The sequence below is a fragment of the Nocardia sp. CC201C genome (assembly GCF_030010695.1).
Lineage (GTDB): Bacteria > Actinomycetota > Actinomycetes > Mycobacteriales > Mycobacteriaceae > Nocardia > Nocardia otitidiscaviarum.
In genome coordinates this window covers 1-13244 of sequence record NZ_JASCXP010000194.1, presented here as the reverse complement: position 1 = coordinate 13244, position 13244 = coordinate 1, and the positions used below count along the sequence as shown (strand labels likewise).

Annotated in this window: 10 protein-coding genes; 2 read left to right on the top strand and 8 right to left on the bottom strand. The window is 71.1% G+C overall.

Annotation, left to right across the window (positions count from 1 at the left end; all coding sequences use genetic code 11):
* Positions 1-42 precede the first annotated feature (42 nt).
* The 4 genes from QK444_RS20315 to QK444_RS20300 form a co-directional block, all read right to left on the bottom strand.
* On the bottom strand, positions 43-1188 hold the full coding sequence (locus QK444_RS20315; protein WP_282782616.1) for an LLM class flavin-dependent oxidoreductase: 1146 nt from the start codon (positions 1186-1188) through the stop codon (positions 43-45).
* 37 nt (positions 1189-1225) lie between these two features.
* Positions 1226-2227, bottom strand: coding sequence for an ABC transporter substrate-binding protein (locus QK444_RS20310; protein ID WP_282782614.1), 1002 nt, complete (start codon positions 2225-2227; stop codon positions 1226-1228).
* Positions 2224-2913, bottom strand: coding sequence for an ABC transporter ATP-binding protein (locus tag QK444_RS20305; RefSeq protein ID WP_282782618.1), 690 nt, complete (start codon positions 2911-2913; stop codon positions 2224-2226). Before QK444_RS20305 ends, QK444_RS20310 begins: the two co-directional genes overlap by 4 nt.
* Positions 2914-3290: 377 nt before the next feature.
* Positions 3291-4100 carry an ABC transporter permease gene (locus tag QK444_RS20300; RefSeq protein WP_282782612.1) on the bottom strand — a complete coding sequence of 270 codons (810 nt, stop codon included), beginning with the start codon at positions 4098-4100 and terminating at the stop codon, positions 3291-3293.
* Between the two features lie 245 nt (positions 4101-4345).
* Between QK444_RS20300 and QK444_RS20295 the strand changes: the two genes are divergently transcribed.
* Positions 4346-6301: a GMC family oxidoreductase N-terminal domain-containing protein gene (locus QK444_RS20295; protein WP_282782610.1), complete on the top strand. Its 1956-nt coding sequence runs from the start codon at positions 4346-4348 to the stop codon at positions 6299-6301.
* Between the two features lie 23 nt (positions 6302-6324).
* On the opposite strand, the gene QK444_RS20290 is transcribed toward QK444_RS20295, so the two are convergent.
* From QK444_RS20290 to QK444_RS20280, 3 genes are read right to left on the bottom strand one after another with little or no spacing between them, the layout of a single operon-like run.
* Positions 6325-6699, bottom strand: coding sequence for a DUF742 domain-containing protein (locus QK444_RS20290; protein WP_195144811.1), 375 nt, complete (start codon positions 6697-6699; stop codon positions 6325-6327).
* Positions 6696-7112, bottom strand: coding sequence for a roadblock/LC7 domain-containing protein (locus tag QK444_RS20285; protein WP_195114816.1), 417 nt, complete (start codon positions 7110-7112; stop codon positions 6696-6698). Before QK444_RS20285 ends, QK444_RS20290 begins: the two co-directional genes overlap by 4 nt.
* Positions 7113-7133: 21 nt before the next feature.
* A complete protein-coding gene (locus QK444_RS20280) occupies positions 7134-9536 on the bottom strand; it encodes a nitrate- and nitrite sensing domain-containing protein (protein ID WP_282782604.1) in 2403 nt (800 codons plus the stop codon).
* Positions 9537-9975: 439 nt separating this feature from the next.
* On the opposite strand from QK444_RS20280, the gene QK444_RS20275 reads away from it, so the two are divergent.
* Positions 9976-11235, top strand: coding sequence for an ROK family protein (locus QK444_RS20275; RefSeq protein WP_282782602.1), 1260 nt, complete (start codon positions 9976-9978; stop codon positions 11233-11235).
* Between the two features lie 91 nt (positions 11236-11326).
* Here QK444_RS20275 and QK444_RS20270 read toward each other — a convergent pair whose 3' ends face one another.
* Positions 11327-12925: a DUF2207 domain-containing protein gene (locus QK444_RS20270; protein WP_282782600.1), complete on the bottom strand. Its 1599-nt coding sequence runs from the start codon at positions 12923-12925 to the stop codon at positions 11327-11329.
* Between the last annotated feature and the right edge of the window lie 319 nt (positions 12926-13244).

Below are 13244 nucleotides of genomic sequence, written 5' to 3'. Positions count from 1 at the left end.
GGGGCCCGGGGGGCCCGGGCCCGCGCTGGGTCCATCCGGCAGTCAACTCGACGCGGCAGCGGCGAACGGGGTGGCCGACGGTGGGGCGGCGACCGCGTCGTGTCGCCCCCACATACCGCGTCGCCGCAGGATCGGCAGCACACCCTCGCCGAGCCAATACGCCTCCTCCACATGGGGATAACCCGACAGAATGAAGTGGCGGATGCCCAGCCGCGAGTATTCGGTGAGCCGTTCGGCGACCTCGGTGTGCGAGCCGACCAGGGCGGTTCCGGCGCCGCCGCGCACCAGCCCCACGCCCGCCCACAGGTTGGGCGCGATCTCCAGCCGATCGGTGCTGCCGCCGTGCAGTTCGGTCATGCGGCGCTGTCCCTCGGATTCGCTGCGCGCCAGACTCGCCTGCACGCGCGCCACGTCGGCCGGGTCGATGCCGGCGAGCAGCCGATCGGCCTCCGCCCACGCCTGCTCCGAGGTGTCGCGAGTGATGACGTGAATTCGTAAGCCGTAGTCGAGGACTCGGCCTCGGTCGACGGCCAGCCCGCGAATCCACTCCAGCTTCTTCGACACCGCGAACAATGGTTCGCCCCAGGTGAGGTAGGTGTCGGCGTGGGCGGCGGCCACCGGACCGGCGGCCGTCGACGACCCGCCGAAGAAGATGGGCGGCACCGGGTCCGGATGATTGTTCAGCAGCGCGTCGTCCACTCGAATGTGCTCGCCCGCGAAGCTGATCGGCTCTCGGGACGTCCACAGCCGCCGCACCACGTCCAGGAATTCTCCGGTGCGCCGATACCGCTGCTCCTTGTCCAGGTGGTCCCCGTACGCGCGCTGCTCGTGGCTCTCGCCACCGGTCACTACATTGAGCAGCAACCGCCCTTCGGAATGCCGCTGGAACGTCCCCGCCATCTGCGCGGCCAGGAACGGGCTCACCAGTCCGGGCCGCAGCGCCACCAGGAATTTCAGGGTGCGCGTGGACTCCACCAGCATGGCGGTAGTGAGCCAGGCGTCCTCGCACCACGCTCCCGTCGGCGTGAGCACGGATTCGAAACCGTTCTCCTCGGCGGCTCCGGCGATCTGGCGCAGATATCGCAGCGTGGCGGGCCGATCACCCGACATGGCGGTGCCGTGGCCGCCCGCGACGAGGGCGCGCGAGTCGCCGTAGGTGGGTAGGAACCAGTGGAATGACAGGGACACGGGAGGCTCCGATGCTGGCGGGAGGTTCGGGCGGGGGTCAGGCTGGGGCGAACAGGTCGTTGAAGCGGGTGTCGACGAAGTCGGCGATGGTCACCCGCCGCGGTATCAGCCCGGCCGCGGCGAAGGCGTCGGCCACCTGCTGCTCGGCCGCGACGGTGGCGTCGTCGATGGGGTGGTCCCGGTAGGGCGCGCGAGCTACGGCCAATCGGGTCACCGTCACGGGCAGCCCGGTGACCTGGGCGAAGATCGTCGCCCACGCCTCGGTATCGCCATTGGCCCAGCTGTGTGCGCGACCGATGCGGGCGAGCACGTCACGCAGCGCGGCGGCGGTCGCGGGATTGTCGAGCGCCCGTCGCCCGGCCACATAGAAGGAGTCGCCTCGCACATAGCCGCTGCCGTCCACCAGGATTCGGGCCGCCGCCTGCTCCTGGGCCTGGGCGGTGTAGGGATCCCAGGTGGCCCAGGCGTCGACGCGTCCGGTGCTGAGCGCGGCGAGCGCGTCGGCCGGTTGCAGATACCGCGGCTCGATATCGGCGAAGCCGAGTCCGGCCGAATTCAGCACGGACAGTAGATGGTGGTGTGCGGAGCTGCCCCTGGCGACGGCGATCCGCTTGCCGCGCAGATCGTTCGGCTCCCGCAGCGGCGAGTCCCGGGGGACCACGATGGCCTGTCCGCCGGTGCCGGTCAGATACGCCGAGACGATGCCGATCCCGGCACCGGCGGCGGCAGCGAACACCGGTGGGGCATTGCCGACGCCGCCGATATCGACCGCTCCGGCATGGACGGCCTCCACCATGGGCGGTCCGGAGGTGTATTGGGACCATTCGATGCGATAGGGGATGTCGGTCAGCTCACCCGCCGCTTCGAGCAGGGCTCGGGTGCCGGTGCCCTTCTGATCGCCGATGCGCAGCGTCACCGCCGACAGGTCGACCGAACCGTCGGGTCGCACGGCGTCGCGGTTGGCATCGGTGCCACCACAGGCGGTGACGAGTGTCGCGGCGAGGGCGAGCGCGGCGGCCGTGCGTCGTCGGCCGGTCATGCGGCTCCTTCCGGGGGGACGCCGAGTGTGGCGAGCAATTCGCAACGCAGCGCGAGGAATTCGGGGTGGTCGCGGCGGCGCGGCCGGGGCAGGTCTACCGCGAGGTCGCGGGCGATCCGGCCGTCGCCGAGCACCAGGGCGCGGTCGGCCAATAGCAGCGCCTCGTCCACGTCGTGGGTCACCAGCAGCACGCCGGGGCGGTGCCGCTGCCACAGTTCGAGCACCAGGCCGTGAATGGTGATGCGGGTCAATGCGTCCAGGGCGCTGAAGGGTTCGTCCAGCAGCAGCAGATCGGGGGCGCGCACCAGCGCGCGGGCCAAGGCGGCGCGCTGCGCCTCACCGCCGGACAGCGTGCCCGGCCAGACCTCGGCGCGCTCGGCCAGACCCACCTCCGCCAGCGCGGCCCGCGCGGCCCGCTCCGGCTCCGAATGCCGCAGTCCCAGCGTGATATTGGCCAGAACCCGCCGCCAGGGCACCAGGCGCGGTTCCTGAAACGCCACCGCCACCTCTCCGGCCACCGACAGCGCCCCGGTGTGCTCGGCATCCAGTCCCGCCAGCGCCCGCAGCAGCGTGGACTTGCCGGATCCGCTGCGCCCCAACAGCGCCACGAACTCCCCCCGCCGGATCTCCAGATCGATGCCGCCGAGCACGCGCCGCGTCCCGAATGCCCTGCCGAGGTCGCGGATTCGCGCGACAGGAGCTCCCCTGTCCGGATGCGTCCACGTGTTCCCGGCTTCCTGTGTGGCGAGCTCCGGATGCGCAGCCACTCGAGGCGCGGATGAGGCGTCCGCGTCCTCCGGACGGCTGGCCGTGGTGATCGTGGCCGCCGCTGGATACGAGGCCGCCGCCACCGCTCCCGGGTGCGCCGGGAAGGCATCCTTGTCCGGGGATGGGGCGATCACCGCCGATTCCGGGTGCGCGGAGGTTACGCCCACCGCCGGTTCGCAAGCCGCGGCTGCCGGGTGCGACGTGCTCGCGGCCGGTGGTGCGGCGTTGGCACCCGCCCCCGGCTGCGGGCCGGCGAGTGTGGCGGCGCTGTCTGCTGCTGCGCCGCGAAAACCGTTCAGGGCGTCAAGAATCCGCGTCGCCATGTGAGGGTTCTCCTTTCGATCAGCCGGACGACCGCGTCGGTGAGCAGTCCGAGCACGCTGTAGACGAGCAGGCCGACGACGATGACGTCGGTGCGCAGGAACTCCCGGGCGTTGTTGATGAGGTAGCCGAGCCCGGCGTCGGCATTGACCTGTTCGGCGACGATCAGCGCCAGCCAGGCCACGCCGAGCGCCTGGCGCAGCCCGACCAGGGTCTGCGGCAGTGCGCCCGGCAGCACGATGTGGCGTATCAGCGCGGGTCCGCCGAGCCGCTGCACCCGCGCGAGTTCGGCCAGTTTGCCGTCCACGCCGCGGATTCCGGCGAAGGTGTTGAGGTACAGCGGCCCCGCCACGCCGAAGGCGACCAGTGCGATCTTGGGCGGCTCACCGATGCCGAACCAGAGGATGAGCAGCGGGATGAGCCCGTAGAACGGCAGGGTGCGCAGCATCTGCATGGGCGGGTCCAGCGCGTATTCGCCGATCCGGCTCAGCCCGGCCACCACGGCGGCCCCGACTCCGAGCGCCGCGCCGATGGCGAACCCGATGACCGCCCGCCGCAGCGAGACGGTGACGGCGTCGGTCAGGGTGCCGTCGCGCAACAGTTCCAGCGTCGTCTCGAGCACGGTGGTCGGCGCGGCCAGCAGCCGTTCGGGCAGCACGCCGGTGGCGCTGGCGAGCTGCCAGGCGACGATGAGGACCAGTGGGCTGACCAGCCGCGGCCAGGGGCCGGGCAGGGAGCGGTGGGGCGTCGACCGTGCGGCGGGCCGAGCAATGAGTGCTGACAAAGCGAAACCTCGGTGGGACGGGAATTCCGCCGAGCGGCGGGTTGCTCGATGGTCCGCCGGACCGGGCGCGACCCGCACCGGTTGGAATCGGCATGATTCTTGGCAGCCCGGCATCGGCGCCTAGCTGATGTTATTCGCCGTTCACATCGACAAATCTTGTTAACACCATGTTGTGACCAGGAACAGTGACCGGACATTCACACGAATGTGGTAGAACTCACTCGGTTACGAAGGGTGGATTTGTCATGGAACCAACGGCCCGACAGCGCGCGGCGCTGGGCATGATCTGCGATACGTTCCTGCCGGGGGACGGGGCGTCCCTGCCCGCGGCGACCGAACTCGGGGCGGTCGACACGATCTTCGCCATACTGGGCCGCAATCCGCGCGAGGCCGAACGGAAGCAGCTGGCCATGCTGCTGGACCGGTGGGATTCGCGGTTGGCCGGACTGCTCACCGGCAGCGGCCCGCGCCGCTTCTCGTCGCTGTCGCAGCAGCAGCGGGAACAGGCCCTGCTGCGCCTCGGGGACTCCGGCCTCGCGCCCGCGCGGGCCGTATTCCAGGCGCTCAAACAGGCGGCGCTGCTCGCCTACAACGTCACGCCCGGCCCGACCGGAACCAATCCGCTCTGGGGGCGCATCGGCTACCCCGAGCTCACCGGCCCGCTGCCGTCGGCCCCGCGGCCCGCGCTCACCCCGCTGCGTTTCACCGAGAACACCTCGCTGAGCTGCGATGTGGTCATCGTCGGATCGGGTGCGGGTGGCGGCGTGGCGGCGGCGGTGCTCGCCGAGGCCGGTCTCGACGTGGTGCTGCTGGAACGCGGAAACTATTACGACGACCGCGATTTCGGTGCGGGCGAGCTCGACGCGCTGACGAAGCTGTACGCGCCCGGCCCGTCCGCCACCGCGGAGGGACAGCTCACGCTGGTGGCGGGCACCTGTCTGGGCGGCGGCACCGTGGTCAACTGGAGCACCTCGCTGCCGACGCCGGACGCCATCCGGCAGGAATGGGCCGAGCTGGGCGTCCCGCAGTTCGCCGACGCCGAATTCGGCGACGCGCTCGAGGCGGTGCGCAAGCGGATCGGCGTCACCGAGCAGCGCTCGCCGCTCTCGGCCCGCGACAGCGTCCTCGAACGCGGCGCACGGGCGCTGGGCTGGGCGGTGGATCCGTTGCCGCGCAATGTCTCCGACGCCTGTGACGCCGGGGTCGAATGCGGCCGCTGCGGTTACGGCTGCCGCCTCGGGGCCAAGCAGACGGTGACCAAGACCTGGCTCGCCGACGCCGCCGCCCGCGGCGCGCGCCTGGTGGTCGACGCCGACGTGCGCCGTATCGAAGTGAGAAACGGCCGCGCCGAGTCTGTTTCGGCGCGCACCTCGACCGGGGTGGAGATCGACGTGCGGGCGCGCGTCGTGGTGGTGGCCGCCGGCGCCATCCAGACACCGGCGCTGCTGCGCCGATCCGGCCTGCGCAACAAGAACATCGGCAGATACCTGCGGCTGCATCCCGCCGCCGCCGTCTTCGGGGTGTTCGACGAGGACATCCGCCCGTGGGAGGGTGCGCTCCAGGGACGGATCAGCCGCCACCACGCCGACCTGGACGGCCGGGGCTACGGTGTCATCTACGAGACCGGGCCGATCCATCCGGGACTGGCCACCGGCTTCATGAGCTGGCGCGGCGCGGCGGGCTTCCGGGACACCATGCTCGACTTCGCCCGGTCGAATTCGGTCGGCGTCATCACCCGCGACCGCGATCCGGGCACCGTCACCGTGGACGGCAGCGGCGAACCGATCGTGAAATACCGGCTCTCCGACTACGACGCCGCGCATCTGCACACCGGAATCGTCGGGGCCGCTTCGATTCTCGAGGCCGCCGGAGCGCGCCGGATCTTCTCGGGACATCAGGCGGGCATCGACTACGAGCCGGGCGTGCGCGGCTCCCACGACGACTTCGCCGCCGCGTGCCGCCGGGCGGGTTACGCGCCCGGGCGGTGCGCGATGGGCGCACTGCACATCATGGGTTCGGCGCGCATGGGCGGCACCCGCGAGCTGTCGGCCGTCGATCCGGACGGTGTCACCTGGGATGTCGCCAATATCGTCGTCGCCGACGGCTCCTGCTTCCCGACCGCGCCGGGGGTGAATCCCATGGTGACCATCGAGGCGATCGGCTACATGAACGCCACCCGTCTCGCGACGCGATTGAGCTAGTCCCGCACGGCATCCGGGACCGCTCACAGGGCTCGGATGCCCTCCAGCAGCGTATGCAGGACGCCGGTGTCGGCGTGCCCGGTCGGCGCGGGCGGCGGCGACCGGTGCAGCAGCCGCCCGTCGTCGATGAGGTCACCGATGAGCACCTTGGTCACGGTCAGCGGCAGCCGCAGATGCGCCGACACCTCCGCCACCGACAGCGGGGTGCGGCACAGTCCGATGATGGCCGCGTACTCGGGTTCGGTGCGGCGCGACGCCGCGCCCCGGTGGATGTCGACCACCAGCGTCGTCATATCCAGATCCGGCCGCCGAGCCCGGCCGCGACCACGGGTGACGGCGTAGAGGCGGACCAGCGGGCCCGCGTCCTCCTCGTACCAGTGCTCGCGCGCGTCGCTCATGGCTGTGGCCGGTCGACCGCCGTGAACCGCGGATCCACCGCCAGATGGGTGCCGACCCGCTGCACCGTCTGGTTCATCTCGTAGGCCACCAACCCCATGTCGGCGGTCTCGGCCGCCAGCAGGGCCAGGCAGGCGTTCGCACCGGCGGCGGTGATGAACAGCACGGCGTGATCGAGTTCCACCACGGTCTGACACACCCCACCGGCTTTGAAGTGGTGACCGGCGCTGCGCGCCAGACTGTGCAGGGCCGAGGCCATGGCGCCGAAGCGGTCGGCGTCGGCGCGGTCGAGTCCCTTGGAGAAGCCGAGCAGCAGGCCGTCGGAGGACAACAGCACCGCCGATTGCGCGTCGGGCAGCCCGCTGACCAGTTCGTCGAGCAGCCAGCCGAGGTCGATTCGCTGTGAAGTGGTCATTGTCGCCTTCTGTGGGTAGAGCTATTCGTTCGGGGTGCGGCCGGTGTCGGGGTGGGCCTGACGGCCCTGGCGGGTGCCCTTGGCTATCGCGCTCATGAGATCGCGCGCCTCGTCGGCGGTGCGCTGGCGCGGCGGGGCGGGGGCCACGGGGTCGGTGTTCGCCTTCGGGCCGGAATGGCGGTGGCGGCGAGGCAGTTCCGGTCGATCGTCCCGCGACGGCAGCGGCCGGGCGGGCGATGCGGTGGACGGCGCGGTGTCGACCGCGCGGTGCACGGTGCCGGGGCTCATCGGCAGTGAGCCCGGCCACGATTCGCGCAGCGGCGGCATGGGCGGCATGGTGATCTCGGCGAGCCGCCGCATATCCACCGAGGTTCCGAGGGGAGCGATGACCTCGGGGACGGCGATGACCTCGGGAATGCCGTCGACACCGGCGTCGACCGGCCGCGCCGCCTCCAGCACCGGATGCGGCACCAGCACGACCGCCCGCACCCCGCCGTAGTCGGATTCGGTCAGCCGCACCGAGAGCCCGTGTCGTCCAGCCAATTTCGCCACCACGAACAACCCGAGCCGGGTATCGCTGGACAGCGTCGCCACGCTGAAGTCCGGCGGATCGGCGAGCATGGCATTGCGTTCGGCGAACTCGGCCTCCGACATGCCGAGCCCCTGGTCGATGATCTCGATCGCCACCCCGCGGCCGACCACCACCGCCGATACCGTGACCGGTGATTCGGGTGGCGAGAAGGCGGTCGCATTGTCCATCAGCTCGGCGAGCAGGTGGATCACATCCGCCACCGCCTTGCTCGCGATCCGCACCTCGGGGATGCGCCCGGTCGAGATCCGGGTGTAGTCCAGGCTTTCGGCGACCGCACCGCGAATCAGGTCGATCAGCAACACCGGATTGCGCCAGCGGCGGCCGGGCTGCTCACCGCCGAGAATGACCAGGTTCTCGGCATTGCGGCGCGCCCGGGTCGCGAGATGGTCGAGCTGGAAGAGCAATTCGAGCTGATCGGCGTCGGTCTCCTCGCGCTCGGCCCGGTCCAGCAGGGCGAGCTGCCGGTGCACCACCACCTGACTGCGGTGGGCGATATTGAGGAAGACAGCATTGATACCCGTGCGGGTCTTGGCCTCCGCCACCGCGGCCGCCACCGCCGCCCCGTGGGCGCGGTTGAAGGCGTCGGCCACCTGGCCGAGTTCATCGGTGCCGAAGTCCAGCCGGGCGGCGTCCCGCTCGGCGTCCACGGCCGCGCCCGATCCGGCGCGGCGGATCAGTTCGGGCATGCGCTCATCGGCCAATTCCAGGGTGTGGCGGCGCAATCGGCGCATCCGGCCGATGAATCGGTTGGCCAGCAGCAGTGCCAGCAGGAAGGCGACGGTGGCCACCAGCAGCACCGCGCCGCCGCCGAGCAGGGCATCGCGGGTGGCGTCCGTGCCGCGCTGCTTGGCGACGGCGTGCGCGTCGCGGCTCTGGTCCTCCCACAGCTGCTGGAGCGCGGAATTGACCTGCGCGGTCGCCGACTGCCAACCGGCCAGATCGAGGGGGAGCGCGGTTTTCGGCTTGGCTCCGTCGGTGACCGCGCCGCGCAGCACGACGGCGTCCTGCATGGCCGTGACCCGCTGCCAGGCCGGACCGGCCGTGATGGCGTTGAGCTGGTCGAGCCGCTTCCCCTTCAGCACCGTAGCGGCGTAGGCCACCTGATCGCGGAATTCGCCCACCCGGCGCGAGAATTCGAGGAGCTGCGGTTCGGTCAGCTCACCGGTGGTCAGGGCCACCGAGCCCAGGGTGTCGGCCTGCGACAGCGCCTCGGCCGCGCGCAGCACCTCCACGCCGTAACCCAGTTCGACCGCGATCTCGGCGTCCGGGGCCACCCGGGCCGCCAGCACGGACGCGGCGATGATGGTGCCGATCACCTGGGTGAAGAAGGTGAACACCTGATCGGCCGGCACCCGCAGGGCGTCGATACCGGCGCGCAGCGTGGGCACCATCTCGAAAAGCCGGTTGTAGCCCTCGATATCGGCCGCCGAGTTGTTCGGGTTGAGTTCGGTGGCGGCATCGCCCTTGGCCTCCAGCGCGACCAGCGCGGCATCGGACTGCTGGCGAGCGGTGGCCAGTTGTGCGGCCGCGTCCTCGTCACCGGCCAGCCGCAACAGGGACAGCCGGCGTTCCTCCTCGAAGGCCGAGATCATGAGGATGGCCGGGCCGGTCGTGCTGCTGGCCAGGTCGGCCCATTCCGTGGAGCTGCGCGCGTCGTCCACCAGATACACGGCCGCGCCGCCGCCGATGGCCAGCAGGGTGACGCTGGAGATGAGCACGATGGACAGCAGCCGGGCCCGGATGCCGATCCGTCCCCGCACGTCGCGGAGGTCGCGTGCCAGTGCATCGGACCGTGCGGCGGACGCTGTGCGCAGGTTGTGCCGAATGCCCACGTAGATCTTCCCTGCTTCTCCGATGGCGCGCCTGCCGGTATTCGATGCCCGTGTGCTCGAGATGAGCGCAAGGTCACACTTTCTCGACGAAAGAGTAACGGAAAGATGCCGACGCAACCACACGTCTCACTGACCGGTGTCCGGTCGTGCCACCCACCACGGCCGGATGCGCGCTGTTCGAACCTGGCGGGCCGGATTCGTGGGATGTTATGTTGATCGACATGACCGCCAGCCGCCCTCGCGCCACGCGGGTCACCTATGTGACCGTCGCGCTGGGCGTGCGGCTGCCGCGCCAGCGCGAGCTGTGTTGCTCCCGCCGTCGCGCAGTCGAGTTCTGATCCCGGGTCGCCACCGCCCCCGGGCATCCTCGCTGCCGCTGCCGATACGTCCTGTCGACATGTCCCGTCCGAGTACGGGACCGCAGCAAGGAATTCGCGTCATGTCCAGCCCCGCCCTCGAGCGACCGCATACTCCGACCGCGTCCACCCGCCCGGCTCCGGCCCGTCCCGCCGTGCCGCCGGAACTGCGCATCTCCGACAACCCGGCCGCCGCGGTGCTACGGGCCGCGGCGCGCGGTCCCATCTTCCGCGACAGCGCCGCCCGCGCCACGGGCGCGAGTATCGCCACCGTCAATCGTCAAGTGTCCGCGCTGCTTTCGGCCGGACTGCTGCGGGAGCGGGCCGATCTCACGGTCTCCGGTGCGGTCGGCCGCCCGCGGGTGCCCGTGGAGGTCGACACCGACTCCTTCGCGACGGTGGGTGTGCATATCGGCTGCGGTGTCACACGGATCGTCGCGGCGGACCTGTCCGGCCGGATGCTGGGCGGCCTCGAGATCGCCACGCGGCAGACCGGGCAGCAGGCCGCGCTGACCATAGTCGCGCGCAGTGCCAGAGCCTTCCTGGACCGGCTGCCGCGCCGACGGCCGCTGTGGGTCGGCGTCGCCGTATCGGGACGGGTGGACGCCGCCGCCGGCGAGGTCGACCACCCACGGCTGGGCTGGCGGTCCGCGCCGGTCGCCGCCGTCTTCAGTTCCGTACTGGACCTTCCGGTTTCGGTATCCGCGCATGTGGAGGCGATGGCCGCCGCCGAACTGCTGCTGACGCCACGCGAGACGGACAGCCGCCCCGGCAGCAGTCTCTACCTCTACGCGCGCGAAACCGTCGGTGTGGCGGTGACATTGGACGATCGGGTGCATACGCCCGCCAACGGTCCGGGCTCGATCGCGCATCTGCCCACCGGTTCGGACGCGGAATGCCCGTGCGGCCGTCGCGGCTGCCTGGAGGCCACCGTCGGTGAGCGCGAACTGCTCTCGCGCGCCGTGCGCCACGGCATCCTGCCCAAGCCGGAGGCACCTCGTCGCCCGCGCGTCACCGACCTCTACCGGGCCGCCGACACCGAGGCCGCCGCGCGTGACCTGCTCGCCGAACGCGCCGAGATACTGGGCCGAACCGCCGCGCTCATCCGCGACATGTTCAACCCGGACCGCGTCATCCTGGGCGGTCAGGCATTCACCGGCTACCAGCCCGGAATCGACCGTGTCGCACGGGCGTTCACCGAGAACACCGCCCTGCCCGACGCCGACCTGCGCATCAGCCGCTTCGGCGGCCGAGTCCAGGAGAGCGCCGCCGCGGTCACCTCGCTGAGCGTCTTCTACGCCGACCCGCTGTCGGCCGTCCGCCGCGCCACTCGCGCTCGCTGATCGCGGCGGGAGCGTCTCCGGTCCACGCCCGGGAGTATCCGGGACCGATGTCGCCCGGGGTGTACGTCGATGTGTCGAGACCCGCGCGAAACTACTTCCCGGGCGTGAACAACCCCTCCAGCACCGTGATGAAGTACGGGAAGTGCCCGGCGAACCGGTACAGGTCGCGGTCGCGTTCGAAGCCGCCGAACCAGTACAGGCCGGGACGGCCGTCCGAGTTCGGGTTGAGGTCGCGGAAGGCGCGCGTCCAGTGGTCGGTGCGGCCCGCGGCCACCGCGAAGGGCAGTGCGCGGGAGAAGACCAATTCCTGGTCCGGCGGCGGGATCTGCTCGCGCGACAGCGCGTCCAGGGCCCGTTGCATGCCGCGCACGCGGTCGGTGAGTTCGCGACCGGCCGCGGTGCGCGCGGGCAGATAGCGGGGGAGCAGCAGGGCCGCCACACCGCCGAGCGCGATCGCCACCCCGACCAGGGCGTGACCGGGACCCAGCGCCAGGCCGACGGTGGCGGCCGCGCCGACCGCGATCAGCCCGACGCCGAGCCAGAATTCCGTCCCGCGCCGGGCGCGATCCACATACAGTCCCTGCGCCACCGCATCGGCCACCAGCGCCTTGCGCACCGCCGTGGCGTCCAAGCGCCCCCGCAGTTCCGACAGCAGCACCGACTCCGCGCCCTCCGGCAGCAGCGCCGCGTACACCGCCCGCTCATGGTCGGTGAGCTGTCCGTCGGCCGGATTCACCCGGGTGATCCGCCAATCCGTATCGTCGATCGCCGTCACCCACAGGTACCGCCGTACCGCCAGATCCACCACCGTCGCGGCGAGATCGCGCGGATCCACATAGCCATCCAGCAGCAGCCCCGCCGTACCGGGCAGCACCCCGTCCGGGGAGGTGAACAGCACCCGATTGCCCTCGCGCAGCAGCGGATCGACCGCCTCGGCCTGCTGTGGTGTCGCCTGCCCGCGCGACCACACCACGAATCCGGCGGCCACCGCCACCCCGAGCAACTGGACCGCGAAGGCGGCGAGCACGGGAGTCGTGACGGAGAACGGACCCGGCGCGTCGGCATCGTCGATATCGGCATTGGCCGCCACCGTCCCGGGCGGCAGTTGCAGGGTCACGTCGATGACATCGCCCTTGCGCAGATCGGTCTTCTCCAGATGGGCGAAACCGTCCGGTTCGACCCGGATATCCGCGCAGTCCCGCGGCTGTCCGGGTGGCCCGATGGTGCACTTCGTCACGCCCATCCGGAAATCCGGACTGCTCACCGTCGCCACCACCGACGCCACATCGGTATTCAGCACACCGGTCCAGTGGAACACCTGCGCTCCGGTCGTATCGCTGACCGTGTTGTGCACCGTGTACTCGAACGTCGACTCCCCGGGACGCGCGGTAATGGTGAAGCGGTCGTCGGCGACCGTCGCCTCCCCGGCCCCGGTCGAGCGCACGTCGGTCACCCGGAAGGTGCGCGCCACACTCTCGCTGACCTGCACGCGCAGCGGCAGTACCTGACGGAACTCCTCGCCCTCGGGCACCGTCACCGTCTCGGTGACCCGCAGCAGCCCGTCGTCGCCGAGATCGACGTCGGCGACGATCCGCACCCCGTCCGGAGCGGGCTGGGCTTGGGCGGCCGGGGCGAGCAGGCCCAGCAGGGCGAGCAGCGCGACGACCAAGCCCCCCCGAAAAATCTGCATGGAAGGGTACTTTAGACAGCTTGCTATCCTTCCTCAGCGGCTGTCGGTGATATCGAGGTGACGAGGGGGTCCGGGGGAATGACTCGACCACCGTACGGACAGGGGCCGATTTCCCCTGGTGGACGGCCTGTTCCGCCGCCGCCCGGTCGCCGTCCCGGCGCTCCCGGTCCACGCCCGGAGCCGGGTTATCCACAACGGCCCGGCCCCGGTTATCCACAGCGTCAGGGATTTCCGCCGCCGCCCGGCTATCAACCGCATCCCGGACCGGGCGGGCCGCAGGCATCGCCGTACGGCATTCCGCTCTCGCCCCCGCTACCCC

Bases quoted from the DNA above. Each gene is read 5' to 3' on its own strand.
- QK444_RS20310 (WP_282782614.1), bottom strand. From the start codon at position 2,227: ATGACCGGCCGACGACGCACGGCCGCCGCGCTCGCCCTCGCCGCGACA.
- QK444_RS20295 (WP_282782610.1), top strand. From the start codon at position 4,346: ATGGAACCAACGGCCCGACAGCGCGCGGCGCTGGGCATGATCTGCGAT.
- QK444_RS20290 (WP_195144811.1), bottom strand. From the start codon at position 6,699: ATGAGCGACGCGCGCGAGCACTGGTACGAGGAGGACGCGGGCCCGCTG.
- QK444_RS20285 (WP_195114816.1), bottom strand. From the start codon at position 7,112: ATGACCACTTCACAGCGAATCGACCTCGGCTGGCTGCTCGACGAACTG.
- QK444_RS20275 (WP_282782602.1), top strand. From the start codon at position 9,976: ATGTCCAGCCCCGCCCTCGAGCGACCGCATACTCCGACCGCGTCCACC.
- QK444_RS20270 (WP_282782600.1), bottom strand. From the start codon at position 12,925: ATGCAGATTTTTCGGGGGGGCTTGGTCGTCGCGCTGCTCGCCCTGCTG.